This window comes from Loktanella agnita (assembly GCF_046640325.1).
In the GTDB taxonomy this organism is placed as follows: Bacteria; Pseudomonadota; Alphaproteobacteria; order Rhodobacterales; family Rhodobacteraceae; genus Yoonia; species Yoonia agnita.
Window position 1 is genome coordinate 17,829 of the sequence record NZ_JBJMBF010000024.1, and the last position, 22,048, is coordinate 39,876.

At 54.6% G+C, this 22,048-nt stretch carries 21 protein-coding genes and 1 tRNA gene; 9 read left to right on the forward strand and 13 right to left on the reverse strand.

The genetic code is table 11. The annotated features are described in order from the left end of the window. Positions 1 to 94: 94 nt before the first annotated feature. From rpoB to rplJ, 3 genes are all read right to left on the reverse strand, one after another. Complete coding sequence (gene rpoB, locus ACJ5NV_RS18985) at positions 95 to 4,234, reverse strand: DNA-directed RNA polymerase subunit beta (protein ID WP_411646275.1); 4,140 nt, start codon at positions 4,232 to 4,234, stop codon at positions 95 to 97. 243 nt (positions 4,235 to 4,477) lie between these two features. After that, the gene (gene rplL, locus ACJ5NV_RS18990) at positions 4,478 to 4,849 is read right to left on the reverse strand and encodes a 50S ribosomal protein L7/L12 (protein WP_411646277.1); all 372 of its coding nucleotides are present in this window, start codon (positions 4,847 to 4,849) and stop codon (positions 4,478 to 4,480) included. Between the two features lie 70 nt (positions 4,850 to 4,919). Continuing rightward, on the reverse strand, positions 4,920 to 5,432 hold the full coding sequence (rplJ, locus tag ACJ5NV_RS18995) for a 50S ribosomal protein L10 (protein ID WP_411646279.1): 513 nt from the start codon (positions 5,430 to 5,432) through the stop codon (positions 4,920 to 4,922). Positions 5,433 to 5,789: 357 nt separating this feature from the next. Between rplJ and ACJ5NV_RS19000 the strand changes: the two genes are divergently transcribed. Beyond that, a complete protein-coding gene (locus ACJ5NV_RS19000; protein ID WP_411646281.1) occupies positions 5,790 to 7,592 on the forward strand; it encodes a sensor domain-containing protein in 1,803 nt (600 codons plus the stop codon). Positions 7,593 to 7,606: 14 nt separating this feature from the next. On the opposite strand, the gene rplA is transcribed toward ACJ5NV_RS19000, so the two are convergent. The 6 genes from rplA to ACJ5NV_RS19030 all read right to left on the reverse strand — a co-directional run bounded on the left by rplA (position 7,607) and on the right by ACJ5NV_RS19030 (position 10,867). Continuing rightward, a complete protein-coding gene (gene rplA / locus ACJ5NV_RS19005; RefSeq protein ID WP_411646284.1) occupies positions 7,607 to 8,308 on the reverse strand; it encodes a 50S ribosomal protein L1 in 702 nt (233 codons plus the stop codon). After that, the gene (gene rplK / locus ACJ5NV_RS19010; RefSeq protein WP_411646286.1) at positions 8,308 to 8,733 is read right to left on the reverse strand and encodes a 50S ribosomal protein L11; all 426 of its coding nucleotides are present in this window, start codon (positions 8,731 to 8,733) and stop codon (positions 8,308 to 8,310) included. The genes rplA and rplK overlap by 1 nt, the downstream gene beginning before the upstream one ends. Before the next feature lie 110 nt (positions 8,734 to 8,843). Beyond that, positions 8,844 to 9,374, reverse strand: a complete 531-nt coding sequence (nusG, locus tag ACJ5NV_RS19015) for a transcription termination/antitermination protein NusG (RefSeq protein WP_411646289.1) — start codon at positions 9,372 to 9,374, stop codon at positions 8,844 to 8,846. Between the two features lie 201 nt (positions 9,375 to 9,575). After that, complete coding sequence (secE, locus tag ACJ5NV_RS19020) at positions 9,576 to 9,776, reverse strand: preprotein translocase subunit SecE (protein WP_411646291.1); 201 nt, start codon at positions 9,774 to 9,776, stop codon at positions 9,576 to 9,578. Positions 9,777 to 9,865: 89 nt separating this feature from the next. Further along, entirely contained in the window at positions 9,866 to 10,753 is an 888-nt protein-coding gene (locus tag ACJ5NV_RS19025) for a hypothetical protein (protein ID WP_411646293.1), read from the reverse strand. A 38-nt stretch (positions 10,754 to 10,791) separates the two neighbouring features. Continuing rightward, positions 10,792 to 10,867: transfer RNA gene (locus tag ACJ5NV_RS19030), tRNA-Trp, on the reverse strand. Positions 10,868 to 10,990: 123 nt separating this feature from the next. On the opposite strand from ACJ5NV_RS19030, the gene ACJ5NV_RS19035 reads away from it, so the two are divergent. Next, complete coding sequence (locus ACJ5NV_RS19035) at positions 10,991 to 11,674, forward strand: lysophospholipid acyltransferase family protein (RefSeq protein WP_411646295.1); 684 nt, start codon at positions 10,991 to 10,993, stop codon at positions 11,672 to 11,674. Between the two features lie 193 nt (positions 11,675 to 11,867). On the opposite strand, the gene ACJ5NV_RS19040 is transcribed toward ACJ5NV_RS19035, so the two are convergent. Further along, positions 11,868 to 12,515, reverse strand: coding sequence for a CatB-related O-acetyltransferase (locus ACJ5NV_RS19040; RefSeq protein WP_411646297.1), 648 nt, complete (start codon positions 12,513 to 12,515; stop codon positions 11,868 to 11,870). Between the two features lie 185 nt (positions 12,516 to 12,700). Here ACJ5NV_RS19040 and ACJ5NV_RS19045 point away from each other — a divergent pair, with 185 nt between their 5' ends. Further along, the gene (locus ACJ5NV_RS19045) at positions 12,701 to 13,198 is read left to right on the forward strand and encodes a ferritin-like domain-containing protein (RefSeq protein WP_411646298.1); all 498 of its coding nucleotides are present in this window, start codon (positions 12,701 to 12,703) and stop codon (positions 13,196 to 13,198) included. Between the two features lie 44 nt (positions 13,199 to 13,242). Here ACJ5NV_RS19045 and ACJ5NV_RS19050 read toward each other — a convergent pair whose 3' ends face one another. The 3 genes from ACJ5NV_RS19050 to ACJ5NV_RS19060 are packed head-to-tail and all read right to left on the reverse strand — an operon-like array spanning position 13,243 to position 15,288. Next, on the reverse strand, positions 13,243 to 14,496 hold the full coding sequence (locus ACJ5NV_RS19050) for a DegT/DnrJ/EryC1/StrS family aminotransferase (protein ID WP_411646300.1): 1,254 nt from the start codon (positions 14,494 to 14,496) through the stop codon (positions 13,243 to 13,245). Positions 14,497 to 14,500: 4 nt separating this feature from the next. Further along, complete coding sequence (locus tag ACJ5NV_RS19055; protein WP_411646302.1) at positions 14,501 to 14,698, reverse strand: hypothetical protein; 198 nt, start codon at positions 14,696 to 14,698, stop codon at positions 14,501 to 14,503. After that, a complete protein-coding gene (locus ACJ5NV_RS19060) occupies positions 14,695 to 15,288 on the reverse strand; it encodes a sugar transferase (RefSeq protein WP_411646304.1) in 594 nt (197 codons plus the stop codon). Before ACJ5NV_RS19060 ends, ACJ5NV_RS19055 begins: the two co-directional genes overlap by 4 nt. Positions 15,289 to 15,581: 293 nt before the next feature. Between ACJ5NV_RS19060 and ACJ5NV_RS19065 the strand changes: the two genes are divergently transcribed. From ACJ5NV_RS19065 to ACJ5NV_RS19090, 6 genes are read left to right on the forward strand one after another with little or no spacing between them, the layout of a single operon-like run. Next, complete coding sequence (locus ACJ5NV_RS19065; RefSeq protein ID WP_411646305.1) at positions 15,582 to 16,883, forward strand: polysaccharide biosynthesis protein; 1,302 nt, start codon at positions 15,582 to 15,584, stop codon at positions 16,881 to 16,883. Between the two features lie 39 nt (positions 16,884 to 16,922). Next, the gene (locus tag ACJ5NV_RS19070) at positions 16,923 to 17,726 is read left to right on the forward strand and encodes a methyltransferase domain-containing protein (RefSeq protein WP_411646307.1); all 804 of its coding nucleotides are present in this window, start codon (positions 16,923 to 16,925) and stop codon (positions 17,724 to 17,726) included. Between the two features lie 2 nt (positions 17,727 to 17,728). After that, complete coding sequence (locus ACJ5NV_RS19075; RefSeq protein WP_411646308.1) at positions 17,729 to 18,334, forward strand: LbetaH domain-containing protein; 606 nt, start codon at positions 17,729 to 17,731, stop codon at positions 18,332 to 18,334. Continuing rightward, complete coding sequence (locus ACJ5NV_RS19080) at positions 18,331 to 19,485, forward strand: glycosyltransferase WbsX family protein (RefSeq protein WP_411646310.1); 1,155 nt, start codon at positions 18,331 to 18,333, stop codon at positions 19,483 to 19,485. The genes ACJ5NV_RS19075 and ACJ5NV_RS19080 overlap by 4 nt, the downstream gene beginning before the upstream one ends. Before the next feature lie 56 nt (positions 19,486 to 19,541). Next, on the forward strand, positions 19,542 to 20,807 hold the full coding sequence (locus ACJ5NV_RS19085) for an O-antigen polymerase (protein ID WP_411646312.1): 1,266 nt from the start codon (positions 19,542 to 19,544) through the stop codon (positions 20,805 to 20,807). Further along, the gene (locus ACJ5NV_RS19090; RefSeq protein ID WP_411646315.1) at positions 20,768 to 22,018 is read left to right on the forward strand and encodes a glycosyltransferase family 4 protein; all 1,251 of its coding nucleotides are present in this window, start codon (positions 20,768 to 20,770) and stop codon (positions 22,016 to 22,018) included. Before ACJ5NV_RS19085 ends, ACJ5NV_RS19090 begins: the two co-directional genes overlap by 40 nt. Positions 22,019 to 22,048: the final 30 nt, after the last annotated feature.

Consider the following 22,048-nt stretch of genomic DNA (forward strand, 5'->3'; position numbering starts at 1 on the left):
TTCAATACCTTGAATTGGGGTGCATGGGGGCAAGGTGCGGTGCGCGCAAAGTGCACACCCTACATACGGTCGTAGGGTGCGCGTTCATGCGCAACTATTCCTCATCCTCCGCATCCAGGAGTTCCATGTTGAGGCCGAGACCCCGGACTTCTTTCACGAGCACGTTGAACGATTCAGGCACGCCAGCTTCGAAATTGTCTTCGCCCTTCACGATGGACTCATACACTTTCGTCCGGCCAGCCACGTCATCCGACTTCACTGTCAGCATCTCTTGCAGCGTATACGCCGCGCCATATGCTTCCAGCGCCCAGACTTCCATTTCCCCGAAACGCTGGCCACCGAACTGGGCTTTACCACCCAGCGGCTGCTGCGTGACAAGGCTGTATGGCCCGGTAGAGCGCGCGTGGATCTTGTCGTCGACCAAGTGGTGCAGTTTCAGCAGATACTTGACGCCGACAGTCACCGGGCGGCTGAACTGCTCACCCGTGCGGCCATCAAACAGGATCGACTGACCGGAGGTGCTAAAACCAGCACGGACCAGCGCATCGTTCACATCTGCTTCTTTCGCCCCGTCAAAGACCGGCGTGGCGATTGGCACACCGCGGGTCACGTTGTTCGCAGCCTCGATCAGCTCTGCCTCTTCCATGCCGGCGATGCCTTCGTCGTAGACATCATCGCCATAGCCGATCCGCATCGCTTCGCGGATTGGGGTCAGATCGCCTGACCGACGATATTCACCCAAAGCTTCATTGATCTTGATCCCCAGACCGCGGGCCGCCCAACCCATGTGGGTTTCAAGGATCTGACCGACGTTCATACGCGATGGCACGCCCAGCGGGTTCAGACAGAAATCGACCGGTGTCCCATCCGCAAGGAACGGCATGTCTTCCATTGGCACAACCTTGGAAATCACACCTTTGTTGCCGTGACGACCAGCCATTTTATCGCCAGGCTGCAGCTTGCGCTTCACAGCCACGAAGACTTTGACCATTTTCATCACGCCCGGGGGCAGATCATCACCACGGCGGACTTTTTCGACCTTGTCTTCGAACCTTGCATCCATCGCACGCTTCTGGATCTCATACTGTTCGTTCAGGGCCTCGACGATTTTGGCATCGTCTTCGTTTTCCATGGCCAACTGCCACCACTGGCCGCGGCTCAGATCACCGATGCTTTGCTCGCTGACAACGGTGCCGGACTTAAAGCCACGGGGACCTTTGACAGCGACCTTGCCGTTGATGATGTCCCACAGACGGGCATAGATGTTGCGGTCCAGGATCGCGAGCTCGTCATCGCGGTCACGGGACAGGCGTTCCACCTCTTCGCGTTCGATTTGCAGGGCACGCTCGTCTTTTTCCACCCCGTGGCGGTTAAAGACGCGGACCTCAACAATCGTGCCGAAATCACCGGGCGGCAGGCGCAGGGATGTATCACGCACATCCGATGCCTTTTCACCAAAGATGGCGCGCAGCAGCTTTTCTTCTGGCGTCATCGGGCTTTCACCCTTCGGCGTGATCTTACCCACCAGAATATCCGCAGGCCCAACCTCGGCCCCGATATAAACGATGCCCGCCTCATCGAGGTTACGCAGCGCTTCTTCACCCACATTAGGAATATCGCGGGTGATTTCCTCTGGCCCAAGCTTGGTGTCACGGGCGGCGACTTCGAATTCCTCGATGTGGATCGAGGTGAAAACATCGTCGCGGGTGATCCGCTCGGAAATCAGGATGGAGTCTTCGTAGTTATAGCCGTTCCAAGGCATAAACGCGACGACCACGTTTTTACCCAGCGCCAGTTCACCAATATCGGTGGATGGACCATCGGCGATGACCTCACCCTTCGTCACGGTGTCACCCACTTTCACCAGCGGACGCTGGTTGATGCAGGTGTTCTGGTTCGACCGCTGGAACTTGCGCATCCGGTAGATATCGACCCCGGCATCGCCAAGCTCCAGATCAGAGGTTGCGCGCACAACGATCCGCTGCGCGTCCACCTGGTCGATGATACCGCCACGTTTCGCCATGATCGCAGCGCCACTATCACGGGCAACGACTTCTTCGATCCCGGTGCCAACCAGCGGTGCTTCGGCTTGCAACAAAGGCACGGCCTGACGTTGCATGTTCGATCCCATCAACGCGCGGTTCGCATCGTCGTTTTCAAGGAACGGAATGAGCGACGCCGCGACAGAGACAAGCTGCTTGGGCGAAACGTCGATCAGATCGACGTTTTCGTTCGGGGCCAGCGTGTATTCACCGTTCTGACGGGTCGAGACCAGATCGTTCACGAACTTGCCTGTCTCATCAAGGTTTGCGTTGGCCTGCGCCACAGTGTGACGCATTTCTTCAGTCGCGGACATGTACTGGACTTCGTCCGTCACCTGCCCTTCCGTCACCTTGCGGTACGGGGTTTCGATAAAGCCGTATTTATTCACGCGGGCGAAGGTGGCGAGCGAGTTGATCAGACCAATGTTAGGCCCTTCCGGCGTTTCAATCGGGCACATCCGACCATAGTGGGTCGGGTGCACGTCGCGGACTTCAAAGCCTGCACGTTCGCGGGTCAGACCACCGGGCCCAAGCGCGGACAAGCGGCGCTTGTGCGTGACTTCGGACAGCGGGTTGGTTTGGTCCATGAACTGCGACAGCTGCGAAGAGCCAAAGAATTCGCGGACCGCCGCAGCAGCAGGTTTCGCGTTGATCAGATCCTGCGGCATAACCGTGTCGATTTCGACGCTGGACATACGCTCTTTGATCGCGCGCTCCATGCGCAGCAGACCGACGCGATACTGGTTTTCCATCAGCTCGCCCACAGAACGCACGCGGCGGTTCCCAAGGTGGTCGATGTCGTCGATATCGCCTTTGCCGTCGCGCAGATCCACCAGCGCTTTGATGCAGGATACGATGTCTTCCTTGCGCAGGGTACGCATGGTGTCTTCCGCATCCAGATCCAGACGCATGTTCATTTTCACCCGGCCAACAGCGGACAGGTCATAGCGTTCGCTATCAAAGAACAGCGTGTCGAACAGGGCGCTTGCGGAATCGACGGTCGGTGGCTCACCGGGGCGCATGACGCGGTAAATATCCATGAGCGCGGTTTCGCGGTTCATGTTCTTATCCGACGCCATCGTGTTGCGCATATAGGCGCCCACGTTGATGTTATCGATATCCAGCACGGGGATCGTGGTTATGCCCGCATCAACCAGCTCTTTCAGCGTGCCGCCGGTGATGTCGCCATCCTTGTCGACTTCCAGCGTCAGCTCGTCCCCGGCCTCCACATAGATCGCACCGTTTTCTTCGTTAATGATGTCGCTGGCGACAAACTTGCCTACGATGTTTTCATAAGGGACCAGCAGTTCGGTCACATTGCCTTCGTCGATCAGTTTTTTGACCGAACGGGGGGTGACCTTTTCGCCTGCTTTGGCAATCACTTCACCAGTTGCAGCATCGACCAGATCATAGCTGGGACGGGTGCCGCGCACGCGCTCTGGAAAGAACTTCGTCTTCCAGGCATGGCTTTTCTTGTCCAGCGTGAATTCAACCGTATCGTAATAGGCACTCATGATGCCTTCCTGATCCAGACCCAACGCATAAAGCAGGGTGGTCACAGGCAGCTTCCGGCGACGGTCGATGCGTGCAAAGACCAGATCTTTCGCGTCAAATTCAAAGTCCAGCCAGCTGCCGCGATATGGGATGATGCGGCAGGCGAACAGCAATTTACCCGACGAATGGGTCTTGCCCTTGTCGTGATCAAAGAACACGCCGGGAGAGCGGTGCATCTGGGATACGATTACACGCTCGGTGCCGTTCACAATGAACGTCCCGTTCGGGGTCATCAGAGGCATATCGCCCATGAAAACGTCTTGTTCCTTGATATCTTTGACCGATTTCGCACCGGTATCTTCGTCGACATCAAACACGATCAGACGCAGGGTGACCTTCAGCGGGGCACTGTAGGTCATGTCACGCTGCTGACATTCCTCAACATCGTATTTCGGCTTTTCCAGCTCATACTTGACGAATTCAAGCACGGCAGTCTCGTTGAAATCCTTGATCGGGAAAACCGATTGGAACACACCTTTGATCCCCTCGCCGTCAAGCGGCGTGTCACTGTCACCGGAGCGCAGGAAAAGATCGTAGGAGGATTTCTGAACCTCAATGAGGTTGGGCATTTCAAGCACTTCACGGATCTTGCCGTAGTACTTGCGCAGGCGTTTCTGACCAAGGAAAGAGGAAGCCATGTGCGATGTCACCTTATATTTGTCTCTCGAACAAAGCATCGCCCGGGGCCGCGACGCCGCATCCATTTGACCGGGGGGTTATGTCAATTCGTGGATACCGTCCCACCGGCATCCTCCCGACATAGTCAACCTTCCCAAGAGGTCGGTCAGCGATTGGCCGACCTCTAAGACAGGTTCGGCTGGACCCGCAATTGCGCGTCCAGCCTAGATTTTCAGGGGTGCGCAAGATCACGCACCAGCCAATTAGGCCAGTTCGACCTCTGCGCCAGCTGCTTCCAGCTTGCCTTTGATCTCTTCGGCTTCGTCCTTGCTGACGCCTTCTTTGATCTTGCCGCCGGCTTCGACTAGGTCCTTGGCTTCTTTCAGGCCCAGACCGGTGATGCCGCGAACTTCTTTGATCACGTTGATTTTCTGAGCGCCGGCGTTCTTCAGAACGACGTCGAACTCAGTTTTTTCTTCAGCAGCTTCGCCACCATCAGCAGGGCCAGCCATCATGACGGCGCCACCAGCAGCTGGCTCGATGCCATACTCATCTTTAAGGATGGTTTTCAGTTCTTGTGCTTCGAGAAGGGTCAGACCAACGATCTCTTCAGCCAGTTTTTTCAGATCAGCCATTTTATGCTTTCCGTTCGTTTAAGTGTGTTCCAACGTCAGGGCTTTCAAGCCCCAAGACAGTTCAGATGCTTTATGCAGCTTTCTCTTCGATGGTCGAAAGAATGCTCGCGATGTTCGATGCAGGCGCGCCAATGGCCCCGGCGATGTTGGATGCAGGTGCCCCGATGCAGCCCACGATAGAAGCAATAAGCTCCTCGCGGCTTGGCATCCCGGCAACGGCTTTCACACCAGCAGGATCAAGTGCTTGATCACCCATAGCACCACCAAGAATGACAAGCTTGTCATTCCCTTTGGCGTATTTGTCGACGACCTTGGCCGCAGCCACGGGGTCCTCGGAATAGGCAAGCACTGTCATGCCCGTAAGGTATTCAGCGATGCTGGCGCATGGCTTCCCCTCAAGGGCGATCTTGGCGAGCTTGTTTTTGGCAACGCGCACGGACCCGTCAACTTCGCGCATTTGGGCGCGCAGGTCCTGCATTTCAGCAACTGTCATGCCTTCGTAGTGGGCAACCACTACGACGCCAGAGCTTTCAAAGATCTGGCCGAGGTCATCAACCAGCTGTTCTTTTTGTGCTCTATCCACAGTTTCACTCCAAATTTGGCACCAGATGAAATCCGGCACCGGCTCTCGTTTTGCCCGGCGGCTGGGCCGCCCGACAGTCTACAGTCCATGTAAACGGGGCGAGCCAGAGCAAACCGAGGAGAACCTCGAAAATTCTGGTCTTTCCCGTCTCAGGCAGGAATTATCAGCGATAGTCGCCAACCCACCGTCTCGGACGAACAAAGGCCCGAACGAATCAATCTTCCGGGCCCAGGCCTGCTGGTTACCGCCTGCCACCCTGAAAGCCAAGTCCCCATTTTCTGCATGAGCCCTGAAATTCGGCGGAGGCAGTTGCAAAAAATAACCGGTTATTCAGAACGTAACGAATATGTCTTCAGGATGAGCAAGCCGCCCAAGAAAAAGATTCGCGATCTTGAGGACTTTGCCGGGATCGCCTCGGACTGGTTCTGGGAAACGGATTCAGAGCATCGCTTTACATATTTTTCCAACCGGATCGAACAGGTAGTTGGGTTTACAGCGGCCAGTCTGATCGGCAAGCGGCGCGACACCATCACCGCTGAAAATGCCGATGACCCACATTGGCAGCGACATTTCGACGACCTAGCGAACCGCCGACCATTCCGCGAATTTGAATACATGGTGCGGCGCGTGGATTTCCCTGGTCCGCTCTGGGTCCGGACTGCCGGGCAACCAAAGTTTGACAAAAAGGGGAATTTCCTTGGCTATTGCGGCACCGGGCATGACGTCACGGCCGAAAAAACAGCGATACTGCGGCTAGAACAAAGCAATGCGGCCCTTCAGGAACGCAACCGCCAACTGGATGAGGCGCGCCAGATCATTGAACGCGCAGCATTCGAAGACAGCCTGACCGGCCTGCCCAATCGTCGCGCCTTTGAACGCGACCTGCAAAAGGCGATCGCCGAAACCGGGCAGCGGGTTGGGCTTTTGCAGATTGACCTAGATCGGTTCAAATGGGTGAACGATACTTGGGGCCATCCCGCAGGCGATGAGGTTTTGCGTCTGACCGCAAACCGCCTGCGCGCGGCAACAGGGCGAAAAGGCTGCGTCTACCGCATCGGCGGTGATGAATTCATGGTCATTGTGCACGGGAACACCACGCAGGAACATGCGGATTGGATCGGTGACAGCATTGTTGAAAAGATGGACGAGCCGTTGCCGTTACAGCAACAGCAGCTTGTAAGCGGCGCCAGTGTTGGCATCGCCGTTTCAGAGCCCGGGCCATCAGATATGGGTGACTTGATCCGCCATGCGGATATGGCTCTCTACGAGGCCAAGCGCGGTGGCCGCGGCGCGGCCTGCCGGATCACACCCGCGCTACTCGCCCGGATGGAGGACCGACGCCGTCTCATCGCCGACATTCCCGCCGGGCTGGAACGGGGAGAGTTCATTCCCTACTTCCAGCCACAGATTGACGCGGAAACCAATGTGATCATCGGGGTCGAGGCGCTTGTGCGCTGGCAGCATCCTGAACGCGGCCTGCTGGCGCCTGCTACCTTCCTTGAAGGTGCCTGCTCGCTGGGCCTGACCAGCGCCATCGACAGGGCGATCCTGCGGGAATCGATGGCGACCGTCAATCGTCTGGCTGCGACCGGGGTCATTCTGCCCGCGCTGGCATTGAATATCAGCGAGGCGCGCCTTCTTGACGCCCGGTTTCCTGCGGACATTACTGAACACTGGACCGAAAGGCGCTGTCAGCTCTGCCTTGAGCTGCTGGAAACCATCTATTTCGATGATACACAGAACAATCTGCACTTCAGCCAGATCCTGCACCAGCTGCGTGATCTGGGCGTGTCGATCGAAATTGACGATTTCGGTAGCGGACGGGCATCCATCACCGGGCTGATTAAAATCCAGCCGGACCGGCTCAAAATTGATCGGGGGCTGGTCAAGGATGTGGTCAGCGATCCAAAGAAACGCAGCGTGGTGCTGGCTATTCTGGAAATGTCACAGGCACTGGGGATCGACGCCATCGCCGAAGGCGTGGAAACGCAAACCGATATCGACGCCATGCGCGATCTTGGTTGCCGGGCCTTCCAGGGCTACGCCATCGCCCGCCCGCTGAGCGAAGACAGTTTTGCGGCGTTTCTTGTAGGCAAAAAGATAGGCCATCGACCGGAAACGAAAACGGCAGGCCCCAAGGGCCTGCCGCGTATTGCTTGATCTGATCAGTGTGATCAGGCGTTGCCAGTGGCCGAAGCCACGTCAATCGTCACGCCCGGCCCCATGGTAGAGCTGACAGCGATCTTTTTCATGTATGTGCCTTTAGCGCCCGCTGGCTTGGCTTTGCCAACCGCGTCAACGAAGGCCAGCATGTTTTCTTCCAACTGCTTGGCCGAGAATGACGCCTTGCCGATACCAGCATGCACAACACCAGCTTTTTCAGCTTTGAACTGCACCTGACCGCCTTTGGCCGCTTCGACAGCTTCCTTGACGTCCATAGTCACGGTGCCGACGCGGGGGTTTGGCATCAGGTTACGTGGGCCCAGGATCTTACCCAGGCGACCAACGATCGCCATCATGTCAGGGGTCGCGATGCAGCGATCAAAATCAATGGTGCCGCCCTGAATGGTTTCCATCAGGTCTTCTGCACCAACGACATCCGCACCAGCGGCCTTGGCTTCATCAGCCTTGTCGCCACGGGCGAAAACAGCCACGCGAACCGTTTTGCCAGTGCCGTGCGGCAGGCTGACCGTGCCGCGGACCATCTGGTCTGCGTGGCGGGGATCAACACCCAACTGCATGGCGATTTCGACGGTCTCGTCGAATTTTGCCTTGGCATTGTCTTTGACCAGTGCTGCGGCCACTTCGACCGTCACATTGTGCTTGCCATCAAACGCTTCACGCGCGGCGACTGTACGCTTACCGTGCTTTGCCATTACTTGACCTCCACGCCCATAGACCGGGCAGAGCCCATGATGATCTGCATCGCACCTTCAACAGAAGTCGCGTTCAGGTCTTTCATCTTTGCTTCTGCAATCTCACGCACCTGCTTGGCGGTGATCGAACCGGCAGTTGATTTACCAGGAGTCTGCGAGCCGGATTTCAGCTTGGCAGCCTTCTTGATGTAATAAGACGCAGGGGGCGTCTTGATTTCCATCGTAAAGGATTTGTCCTGATAATAGGTGATGACGGTCGGGCAAGGTGCGCCAACTTCCATCTCACCGGTCTTGGCGTTGAACGCCTTACAGAATTCCATGATGTTGATGCCGCGCTGACCCAGCGCAGGACCGACGGGTGGGGACGGGTTGGCTTTGCCTGCAGGAACCTGCAGCTTCAGCGTACCCATAATCTTCTTGGCCATGTGGCCTCTCCTTTTTCAGCGATGGGTCAGATGACCCATCCTACATATGCCCAAAACGGGCGGTGATGCCGTGGTTCGGGCTGGTGCCCTCCCACGTCTGAACACGCGGATTACTGTTTGGTAACCTGCGTGAATTCCAACTCGACCGGGGTGGCCCGGCCAAAGATCGACACCGTGACCTTCAGGCGCTGGTTGTCGTCGTCCACTTCTTCGACCATGCCGTCGAAATCCTCGAACGGGCCGTCGTTGACTTTGACCTTCTCGCCGATCTCGAAATGGATCAGCGTGCGCGGCGCATCTTCGCCTTCCTGCACGCGGCCCAGGATCGCCTGCACTTCGGCGTCACGCATCGGCATCGGGCGGCCCTGCGGACCAAGAAAACCGGTGACGCGGTTGATCGAATTGATCAGGTGATACCCTTCGTCCGACATTTCCATATGCACCAGCACATAGCCGGGCATGAAACGGCGTTCGGTCGTCACCTTCTTGTTGCGGCGAATCTCGATCACTTCTTCGGTCGGCACCAGCACTTCGTCGATCTGATCTTCCAGGCCCTGCTCTTCCGCTTTGGTGCGGACCGCTTCTGCGACCTTCTTCTCGAAGTTCGAGAGAACGCTTACCGAATACCACCGTTTGGCCATCTGTCGTGTACCTTGTCGTCGCGAAGCCCTTGCAGGCCTCAGGTTCCGTTGATTACGGCGCTATCGCCGGTTCCAAAAATAAAATCGGCGTGCAACTCGATTCGCCGCACGCCATTTTCAGAAGTTGTCGGCTGATACCGCCCGCCCCCGGCATTTTCAAGAGGGCCGCCATAAATTATGCGCGGCAGCATCCCAGCGTGATCAGCTGCCAAAGTAACCCAGCACACCGGTCAGCCCGGTCCGGATCAAAATATCGACCAGCGAAAAGAAGATTGCGGTGATCGCGGCCATGATGAACACCATGATTGTGGTCATGACGACCTCACGGCGTGACGGCCAGACCACCTTGGAGACTTCGGCGCGCACTTCCTGAACGAATTTGACGGGGTTGGCGAGGGCCATGAAGCGGTTCCTTTTTTCAGCTAACGGGGCACATACGGCGTCTGTGGGCTTAATTCAAGCCTGTCGCGACACGGCACAGGCCAAATTCCTCAGGGCTGCAAAAAACGCACATTGTCCATCGCCGCAATCGCAGCCATCTGCGCCGCATAGCCCGCATCGCCAGCCGCATGGGCCACCGCATCAAATCCGTCAAACGGCGGATAGCCATCCTCGACCGGCAACAGCCTGCGCGCACCATAACCCAGATCCTTGGCATCATGATCTGCATGCCGGTGCAACACCTCTGCCACAGCGGGCGACGACAGGCCCACATGAATGCGGCGAGTCAACGGGTGCACCAAATCCGCATGGGCTGCCCCGACCATGTGACGGCAAACTTCCGGAAACAAATGCGCATAATCCTCATACCGCCACACCGTCAGCGCCCCCACACCGGGGGTGTCGCGCAAGCGGGTCACCAAATCAAGCCAATCCACCGTCGCAAGCGGGTTGATCTCTTTGTAGCGAGCCATCGGCATCACGCGACCGCCCATCAACATCTGACAATAGGCCGAATTGATAAAGGCCGTGGGGCGGCGCACCGACAGAAACACATCAATCTCGCGGCCCAACGTCGCGGCCAATGCTGCGATCCGTGGGGCGGCATTCGGATAGCGCTGCGTCAACGCATGTCGGCGGGGGCTATTCAGCACGCCAACAAAATTCTCTTCACTCAACACCAACCGCTGCGCCCCTTTGCGCATCAGCCGCAGTTGATCTTCCACCGGGCGGCGCGGGGCGCGCGGGCGCTCTGCCTCGTTTGATCCGAACAACGCATTGATACTGCGCCCCGGCAGGCGGAAATACTCCGGCCCGTAATAGCGCACACCCGCCTCTGCCAGCGCATCCGCAGCCGACAGCAACGACCGCTGCAAATGCGAGGTGGCGGTCTTATGCGCCCCGATATGGAACGCGACGGTGAAATCTTCGGATGTCATGAAATGATTGCGATCCTCCGGCGGGCGGTGATCCGGTCTGGCAGGGGCATGGAGACTCGAACTCCAGACCTACGGTTTTGGAGACCGTCGCTCTACCAACTGAGCTATACCCCTACGACCGGCTGTGGGATTAGTCCGATTTCGACACAGTAGCAATACCCAAGCTGCATCAGACTTGTATTTGATCCCGGAAATGTCAAAACAAGCCCCGAACGGCCCCTAGATGAAAGAGAATCCGTGTCACTGCGCCATCGGCTCGAAAACTCTCAACGCCTTGCCGCGCTCGTCGGCGGGATCGCCGGACGCTATCTGGCGTTCTGTAACAAGCGCATCCGCTGGACCGTCACGGGCGAGGATGCGTTAAAAGAAGCCCTTGCCGAAGGGCCGGTTTTGCTGGTGACCTGGCATGAATGTGTGCTGATGGCAGCATTGCATTGGCCTGTGGCAGACGGCCCGCTGTCCAGCCTGTTCAACAGCTCCCCGATCGGGCGGGTCGCCGGGGCGATGCACCGACGGATCGGGCTGAAACCTGTGGAAATGTCGCGCAAGACCTCAAACCTCGCTGCCTCGCGCATTGTGCTGAAACGGGTCCACGATGGGTTCAGCATCGGCATAGCGGCCGATGGCCCCGTTGGCCCCCTGCGCGAAATGAAGGACGCCACGCTCGAATGGGCGCGCGTCACCAACATGCCGGTCTTCACCTATGGTTTCGCCACCAGTCACGGGCGGCGGCTGGATTCCTGGGACAAAATGCGTCTCCCCTACCCCAAGGGACATGGCGCGATCTGCTTCGCCCGCTATTCGGGCAGCTTCCCCCGCAAGCCCGATACCGAAATGTTAGAGGCACAGCGGCGCGATCTGCAAACCTTCCTCACGCAAACAACCGAACAGGCCGAGGCCACAGTCGAAGCTAAGGGTTAACGGCGCGTTTACCCTTGGACCGCACGCGCCATTAACCTGCCAAAATGCGCGCCATCGGTCCGATAGAAGTCCGACGCATGTCCGACAGGGTATGAACACCGCACCGGCCGCCCGTTAAGCTTATTTACAAAAGTACAAAGCGATTCGGCGCGGCGGGATGCCGTCATCGTGCGCACCCCCACCGCGCGTTGCGTCACCCGGCAGCCGCGCGACGCAACGCCGCCAGATCCGCACCCACAATCTCGGCCTCATGGGCGGCGATCTTGTCGATCTCCCACTCCCACCAAGCGATCTCTTGCAACGCGGCAATCGTCGGCGCATCAAGACGCATCCGGATCACCTTTGCCGGATTGCCACCCATAATCGCATAGGCGGGCACAACACCCGTCACAACAGACCCCGCCGCAATAATCGCGCCATTGCCAATATCAGCGCCCGGCATAATCCGCGCGCCCTGCCCGATCCAGACGTCATTGCCAACGACCGTATCCGGCCCCGGCGCAGGCATCGACGGGCTGTCCGGACCGCGCCCGGTGAACACCATAAAGGGAAAACTGGAAAACCCGTCATGCCGGTGATTGGCCGATGCGGTGATAAACTGCACCCCATCCGCGATCTGGCAAAACTTGCCAATCACCAGTTTTTCCGGTGAAAAATCATAGAGATAAGGCGCAAGCTGCGCCGCCCAATCATCAGGCGGCACATGGCAACTGGCATAGCTATAGTCACCGGTAACGATCCGGGGGTGGTCGATGGCGGCTGACAGAAAAACGGTGCCCTGATGCTGGCTGCCATCAGTCAGCGGAACGGGATTCCGTGTGGCCGGAGATGGAAATTCCATGGTCTATCCTTGTACTGAATTGAAATGCGTTCAGAACAGTGAATGATCCATGTCGGCCTCCCTTAGCTGTCTGCAAACTAACAAAACACGTCAAAGAGCGCCAGACCCGACCGCCATCGCCGGAACGAAAACGCGCCTCTCCTGTTGGTTCGATGAACGATATGTAAACAGGAAAGGACAAGACAATGGCACTTAATACATTGCAAGACCTCTATCACGATCAACTGCAAGACATCTGGAGCGCAAACAAACAAGCGCTTGCCGTGGTCAACGAACTCGGCCGCGCCGCAACCGACAAAGCGCTTTCCGAAGCATTGATCGACGGGTCCAACGGCATCAGCCAAGGCATGGAAAAGGTTGCACAAATCTGCGCCAAACACGACCTTGACCCCAGCGACGAACATTGCCGGGCCATGGAAGGACTGGTCAAAGAAGCCCGCGCCCACGCCTTGCAAACCGAATTCGGCGACCCTGCCGTGCACGACGCAATGATCATCACGCAATACCAACGCATGGTCCATTATGCACTTGCCGGCTACGGCTGCCTGCTGGCCTTCGCCAACCGCCTGAACCTGGACGAGGACGGCGCGATCTTGGAAAAATGCCTCGACGACACCTACGACGGCGACCGCCGCTGCACCGAGATTGCAACGGGCGGCATCAATAAGGATGCAGCTGCCTAATGTGATGTTTAATTACAAAAAGCGCCCCCTGATCGGGGCGTTTTTTACGCTTGCATGCCCTGAGCCGAACGCGCTTGAGTAAGGACGGCACCAATCACTTTGGCCGATTTCGACATTTCTTGTGCCGTCAAAGTCGGATGTACGAGAAACATCAAACTCGTCTCGCCCAACTCTTGCGCGACAGCCCTACGGGATTTAGGTCGCCATCCCGTCCCATCAAATGCCTTTTCCATATAGACTTCAGAGCAGCTACCCTGAAAGCAAGGTACGCTTTGGGCTTGGATTTCTGCAACAATGCGGTCCCGATTCCAGCCCTGCCCCAGGTTCTCGGGACGCACATAGGCATAGTATTTGTAATAGGCATGCACGGAGCCGACAGCCGTGCCGTCTGCCAAACCTCCAAGCGCACCCAACGATGGCACTCGGATGGGGCCATCATCATGCGCAAATGGTGCAAGTGCCTGCGAAATAATCTTTGCATTTTCGCTGCGCGCTGCATGCCACGCTGGCATCCGCGCCAATTGTATGCGCCCAATCGCAGCTTGCATTTCAGTCATGCGCCAGTTTGTCCCAAAGCTTTCATGCAACCACCGAAACCCTGGCGGATGGTCACGTTCGTAGACGGCATCCCAGCTTTTGCCATGATCCTTATACGACCACATGCGCGACCAAAGCGCCTGATCATTCGTAGTCACCAGACCGCCCTCGCCGCCAGTCGTCATGATCTTGTCTTGACAAAAAGACCAGGCGCCGACATGGCCAATCGAACCTACGGAACGTCCCTTGTAACACGCGCCATGCGCTTGTGCGCAATCCTCGATGACCTTGATATCCTTGGTGTTGGCCAAATCCATGATCGGGTCCATGTCGCAGGGCCAACCGGCAAGGTGGACCGCGATGATCGCCTTCGTTGCGGGGGATAGGACCGCCGCAATCGTCTCTGCGCTAATGTTTCCGCTGCTACGCTCGACATCCGCAAAGATCGGCGTGGCTCCCGCATTTGCCACGGCAGAAACCGAGGCCAAGAATGTTCGCGGCGTTACAATAACCTCGTCCGTCGCCGCACCGCCGTTTCTTTCCCCGATCCCAAGGCCTGCAAGTGCAAGATCAAGCGCCACGGTCCCATTTGCCAAAGCAATGGCAAAATCCACACCACACCAAGCCGCAAATTCCGTCTCAAAGGTGCGGCCTTCCTGCCCGGTCCAATAGTTCACTTGGTTGGACAAGAGTACACGCGAGACAGCATCAGCCTCTTCAGCCGTAAAAGCTGGCCATGGGGAAAAGGGACCATTCAGCAAGGTGTCAAATCCTTCGCGTAAAAACGCGGGCGCTATTCTCTACATCATTCAGCACCACCGCCCCTGCGCTGAAAGCTACATCAGTTTCAATGCTGATAGCTTCGCGGAAAGCGCCGCCAATGCCGATCCAGCCACCTGCGGGAAATAAACACGCAGCGCGCTTTTTGTGCCCGTCCGCACCGATGATGACTATTTTGCTCATTCTGATCCCGTGAATTTGGGCATTGTCGTATCCCTTTGCGCGTTGATCCCGTCCTTCGCCAAAACCTTCCTCAGCGTCGAACAAATAATCTTGAGATCAAGCCAGGCTGTTTGATTTTCGACATACCAAACATCAAGCGCGAACTTTTCGTCCCAGGAAATCGCATTGCGCCCATTCACCTGCGCCCATCCCGTGACACCTGGCCTCACGTCATGCCGATGTGCCTGCGCAGGATTATAAAGCGGCAGGTATTCCATCAAAAGGGGCCGCGGGCCGACAAGGCTCATGTCACCTTTCAATACGTTCCAAAGCTCAGGCAATTCATCAAGCGAACTGGCACGAAGTTTCTGCCCGAAGGGCGTCAGCCGCGCGGCATCGGACAACAGTTCGCCATCGGGACCAATTGCATTTCGCATCGTGCGAAACTTGACCATCTCGAACGGTGCACCGTTCTTGCCCGGACGGATTTGTCGGAAAATTACGGGCGACCCCATGCGGCGGCGGATAAGAATCGCCAGCCACAAAAGCACAGGCGATAGTAGAAACAGGCCGCCCGCAGCGCCCGCAATATCAATGAACCTTTTCAACATGATATCCCAAAGTGGCTGCGTCCACGTTTCTTACAGGCTCCCCATCCAGACACAAAAATGCCCTCGTTTCTCTAGCTGGCATAGGTTTACCCATCATGGTTACTGCACACCTCTCATAATTAACAAGCATTACTCAACTTTAGGGGTATCGCAAGGCGATCTTTTCGGATTATGTCATAGACTTACAATACTGGGCAGTGCCCCATAATCAGGAACCCTAACGATGTTACCAAGGTCTCGGATGCTATGCGCGTACAGGCTCACAGTTGACGCTTAATGGCTGAGACCGTGGCATGAAGGCGTTTCGATCATCTGCGGTTGGCATCAACGTCCTAAACAGGCTGATTTCGCTTGTCGGCGGCCTGGGGTTATTGCTTGCCGTTGCCTTCAAACTTTCACTCGAAATGCAGGGTTTCTATTACACCTTTTATAGTCTTGCATTTTTACGCTTCTTTGCAGAGCTCGGGCTAACAACAGCTGTGGTCCAATTCATCAGTCATTTGTCCGCAAATGAAGATGAGCCGATGAAATTGATAGCTTACAAACGCCTCTTTTTCATCTGGTTCGCGGTTTCAGGGGTACTCCTTGCGCTTGCCCTTCTTCCTGCAATCTTTTTGTATCGCCCACAGATCGAAGCCGTGGAAAATGGCTATCATGATGTCATCTTACCGTGGGTTTTCTTCTGCTTTGCCACGGGGCTGAGTGTGTTTGTGGTGGGGTTAACCTCGATCGTTGAAGGGCATCGACGTATTCTTGCGGTCAGTCATCTGCGGCTTTGGCTTTCGCTAACCAATTTTGGGCTCGCTGCCTTGTTGATCATGTTAGGTTTTCAGCTTTGGGGACTACCTATAGCCGCCGGTGTCAGTGCGGCGATTGGGCTAGGGCTACTTAAACAACATTCGGATATTTTGCTGTGGCATAAAACGGCAAGTAGGCTGCCAAGGGTAAAATGGCGAACAGAAATTTGGCCCTTTCAATGGCGTTTAGCAGTTTCATGGCTAACCGGTTTCTTCATCTTCTACTTCCTGACTCCCTATGTCATGCTGAGCCATGGGCCCGAAGATGCGGGGCGCCTAGGCCTAAGTTTACAGATCATTCAGATCATTAATGGTGTCGCAATCCTGGCAGTTTCAACGCTTTCACCGGTCTTTGGTCAATTCGTTGCCAAAGGTAGCTTTCAGGAACTTGGTCATCGGTTTAGGCAAAGCACTATATTGTCGTTTGTTTTTCTTGCCATTCTTGTAAGTGGTTTTTGGGCTATCTACTGGCTTTTGCCTGTTGTCGGTTTAGATCAATTGCAGGGGCGCTTGATCTCTGCGCCTTTATTAGGTTTGCTGACCTTAGCTGCTATTGGCACCCACTTCTTTTTTCTGCTCAACTACTTCTTACGCGCTTTCAAGGATGAGGCGCTTTGGTGGGTTTCTGCCGCGAATGCAGCCACGACACTCTTGGCAAGTTGGCTGTTTATAACCGAAGGTGGGCTCGCTGCTGCGGTGGCGATTTTCACTTTCAATTCTATTTTTTTCTGGGTGTTTATAGGATCCGCTGTGGTGATGCCACGCATTCGCACCCTCAAATTTGAAAAAGGGCTGTAAGTCGCGTTGTTTAAAAAGATTGGAATTTTAGGTTGGTCCATGCGTAAACTGCGCCAACCTATTTATGGGAGCGGCCTAATTCTGGATGTCGGATCCGGGGGCAATCCGCATCCCTTCGCAGATGTTTTGTTAGAAAAATATATCGACACGACACATCGGTACAAACAGATTACGATCGACAGACCAACAGTGCTTGCCGATGCCACATCAATGCCATTCAAGTCCGGGGTTTTTTCATACTCCTTCGCATTTCATGTTTTGGAGCATTTGCATCAGCCAGAAGCCTTTCTGACCGAATTAGAGCGTGTATCCAAGGCTGGATATATCGAAACACCCAATGCCTTATATGAACGTATTCACCCATTTGATGTACATCTTCTAGAAATCATGCTGATCGACGATACGCTGCATATACGCAAAAAAAGCGGCCCCATCGGTGACGATTTCATCGGTACTCTAGACCTGTTGGAGCATGACAGCATCTGGCGCAAATTTTTTGGCCGACATCCCCGGTTTTTCCACGTCTGCTATAAATGGCGGGGAAAAATCCATTTCAAACTACTCAATGCCGCAGATAACACGGACTGGTTCCAAGACCCTGAAACCTTGCACGAAATTCAAACCTCTGAGTTGTCAGAGGTCGCTGAAAAAAGTTTGCGTGAGCGGCTAATACACATATTGCGCTCTTTGCGTCGACGCACCTTTGATTTAGACGATTTGCTTGCATGTCCGGCCTGTCATTCTGACCTTACCTTGCAGCAAGATCACTATGTTTGCTGTTCGCAAGACTGCCGATTGCGGTTTGCGTCATCACCCGTCCCTGACTTCAACAATCCGATCTGACTATGGCGCGTAATTTCAAAAACGAAGCAACTATAAACGTTTTCTTCCGCGCACTGCGTGCCGGTGTTGGTCGATTGCGCGGGCGCCTCTTGTTCTTGCTACGTATTTTTGCGCCGGGGACCGCAAGTAGTCTCTATTTTGGATTTCGGCCGCGTTTAATGAATTCGAAAGGCATCTTACTTGGTCAAAATGTGTCTTTTGGCGACTTGGCGCGGCTCGAATGCCACGGGCACTGCCAAGCCAGTCCAATAATTCAGATTGGTGATCGCACCAGCTTTGGCGATTACACACATATTGGCGCAACAAATAACGTGGTGATTGGCTCTGGCGTATTGGGGGGAAGCGGAATTTTGATCGTGGACCATAGCCATGGTAGTCCTCAGGCAGATATGGCAACCAAGTCAGATATTGCACCGAGAGATCGCCCGTTAAGTTCAAAAGGGCCAATCAAAATCTGTGATAACGTGTGGATCGGGGATCGGGCCGTAATCCTTGGGGGCGTGACCATCGGTGCTGGCGCAATCATTGCAGCGGGTGCCATCGTTGATCGGGATGTTGCACCTCATAGCATCCATTTTCCGGAATTCAAAAGTCGGGCAAGCTCATGAGTCTTCGTATCTTGGCCTATTTTCTGCCCCAGTTTCACGAATGCCCGTACAATTCGGAGTGGTGGGGGCAAGGTTTCACAGAATGGGATAATGTCCGCAAAGCAAGACCTTTGCGCAAGGACCACCATCAACCTCGTGTTCCCTCAGAAGGGGAATTTGACCTGCTCTCTGTATCGGAGATGGAGCGCCAGTTTTCGCAGGCGCGTAGCGCAGGAATTGATGCGTTTGTGTTCTACCATTACTGGTACAATGGCGACCGCCCCTTGGGGCGCCCATTTGATTTGCTGTTGGACAGCCCAGAGGCAGACATTCGGTTTTCGTTGTGCTGGGCGAACCATTCCTGGACTCGCACCTGGCGAAATCGGCGCGGATCTTTAGATGTTTTGATTGAGCAAACCTACGGTCAGAACATGGCAGAGCGTGAAAAACACTATGCCTATCTGGCACGGGCTTTTGCCGATCATCGCTACACCAAGATAGATAATTCACCCTTCTTCCAGATTTATATTCCAGAAGAAGTCGATAATCTCAGCCGGTACTGTGACGAACTACGCAACTTTTGCATCCGAGAGAACGGGATCGCGCCGCATATTGCGGGGACAGTACGCAAGGGCAGTGCGAACCTTGATTATTTGGGTGCATTCGATTCTGTCACTCTAGCACAACCCACACTTGGGCTGTTCGGACCTGACGATGTGTTCGCCCAGCGGCCCATTGAACCCACGTTTTGGTTACAACTGCGCAGTAAATTACTGGATCTCCCGCTACCGTTGCGCAGAATAATATATTCTATTCAGGACCTTCTACCAAAAAAACCAGCTTGGCACGACTATGATCAGGTTTGGCAACATATATTGACGCAATCCCGTCACGCCGTCGATGCGGCCCCCAAGCCCCTAAATTTGACCGGTTTCGTTGATTTTGATAACACCCCGCGTTACAAAAAATCAGCGCGCGTGATGGATGGCTTTTCGCCAAATAAATTTGAGGGATATATGCGTGACCTCAGCCAACTTGCCTGCAAAACTGAGAACCAACTCCTTTTAATTAATGCGTGGAACGAGTGGGGCGAAGGAATGCATCTACAAGGCGATACACTTTGGCCGACGCAACGACTTGATGCAGTCCGAAGAGTTTCAAACGCCGGATGAGACCGCAGAAATCATATGTACGCAGATATGCTAAGCCCTCTTCAGTGATGTCTTTTGTGCTATTTGCGCTGATCCTTTGCCCGACCGCCTATATTGCGAGCACGGAGTACTACACGGCCTATTGGAATTATTTGTCGGTCGAGCAATACCGCGCAGCTGCGTCTCGCGCATTCATCGTCGGAACAATATTTTGCATTTGCTATCTTGGCGGTCTGTTCTTCCACAAACTCGCAAGCCGTGTTGCGCCACAACAACCTTTTGACACCAGTTCAGTCGCTGCACCACCCCGCTTCAAGCAACTCCAAGCTGAGCAACAGCGACATAGCTACATGTTCGTTCAGCATCGCATCGTTTACTGGGCTGCACTTTTTTCGGCGCTGTTGGTTTGGGTGATTTTCTTTTCAGGAGGCTATGAAAAAGTCGCCCAATACGGTCTGAATATCAATCAGCTAGACTATCGTTTGATTGGTGCGAACGATACAAACCGGGCGGTTACAGCGCTGATTCAGATCACCCGACGGCTAGTTCTGCCGTTCGCGATTGTCTATTTTATTGTGCTGAACTGGTATTCGAGAACATACAGCCGTTGGCTGTTACCGTTCCTGATATTTTCGCTTGTGATCAGTGTTATCATGACGCTAGAGCGAGGCCCACTGATGCTTGTCATCGTCATGTTGTTCTATGCTGAATTTATACGTTCTCGATCACTGACACGGCTTTTTTTAATATGCCTCACGCTTTTTTGTGCCATCATCATGTTGGGTGGCGCGATGACCTTTATTCAGTATAATATCCAAGACTTTGACCTGGGGGATATTACATTCACTGGCTGGGACTTTATTTCAAATCGGGCAGTCATGGCACCCAATTTTGTGCCCATCGAATTATCATACGGGCTTTTTGACTTTTCTTCTGAAAAATTATTACTGCGATTTTCACGTTTGACTGGCTTGATCACCGGCAACTATGTCGGCACTTTGCAGCACAACTCCATCTATGTCGGCCCCGTAGGCGCGATTGCGGATATATGGAGAAATTTGGGAATTTTTGGCGTTATTTCAATCGGCTTCCTTCTAGGATTGTATTTTTCACACCTTGACCGGGCTGTAAAAACACTCGATCCTGCCGCACGTGCCGCAGCAACCTTTACAGTTATCTCATTAGTATTCTATTTCTACTACGGCACATTCTTTTCGCAGGGTGTTTTTCTACAGATTTTCGCTCTTCTCGCGATTGTCCGAATTTTTCGCCGCGATGATGCGCGAATACAACATGATCAAATGTGGAAAATATCGCACAATCAGGGTCGCGTGCTTTCGTGAAAGTTCTGTATTTTCATCAATATTTCAACACGCCCAAAATGGCAGGCGGCACAAGATCATATGAAATGGCGAGGCGCTTGATTGCAGCCGGCCATGAAGTTCACATCATCACTACGTGGCGCGAACCAACGCATAAAAACGATTGGTGGCATGAAACCATCGACGGCATCGACGTGCACTGGCTGCCCGTTAAATACAGCAACACCATGAGCTATACATCTCGCATTGCAGCGTTTTTCAAATTTGCCGTCAAAGCCGGGCAAAGAGGCTGTCGTATCGGTGGCGATCTTGTGTTTGCGACCAGCACCCCGTTGACGATTATATTGCCTGGGTTTCGCGCCGCTCGGAAGCTGCGCGCGCCCTTGATCTTTGAAGTCCGGGATTTGTGGCCAGAGCTCCCTATTGCGATGGGTGCGCTTAAGAATCCTTTGACACGTTGGTTGGCTTTGCGACTGGAACGTTTTGCTTATACGCGGTCGGATCGGATTATTGCCTTATCTCAGGGAATGGCCGATGGCATCGCTCAGGCTGGGTATCCGAAAGACAAGATCATAATTATTCCCAATGGTTGTGATCTGGACTTGTTTGCTGAGCCAAAGATCGCCGCCACCCAATTTCGCGCCAATCACCCTGAATTGGGGACGGGACCAATTGTTCTTTACGCTGGAACATTTGGGCATATTAATGGTGTTGGCTATCTCGCAGAGCTGGCCTGCTTCATGATCGATAAAATGCCCGCGGTTCGTTTTGTGGCGATCGGAAACGGCGTTGAAGTGGAAAAAACACGCCAACGCGCAAAGCAATTGGGCGTGTTGGATGCAAATTTCTTCCAGTATCCAGCTATGCCAAAGCAAGAACTTGTCGGAGCATTTTCTGCCGCCAGTGTTTCTTGCTCATTATTTATCGATTTATCAGAAATGTGGGCGAACTCGGCAAACAAGTTCTTTGACACGCTTGCGTCGGGAACAGCCATCGCAATCAACTATCAGGGTTGGCAGGCGGATTTGATTAGGGATCATGCGTGCGGAGTTGTCCTTGATGCCGATCCTGCCAAAGCTGTGAATGACTTATACTCATTTCTAAAGGACAAGGAAACGTTGGCTGACGCTGGCAAACGCGCTCAACAACTCGCCCGAAAGCAATTCAGTCGCGATCAATTGGGCCAAGACTTTGTAGCCGTTTTGCAGAATGCCTATGACGAAATCCGGTAAGTATAGAATCTGTTATTGTCCGACGGTCAC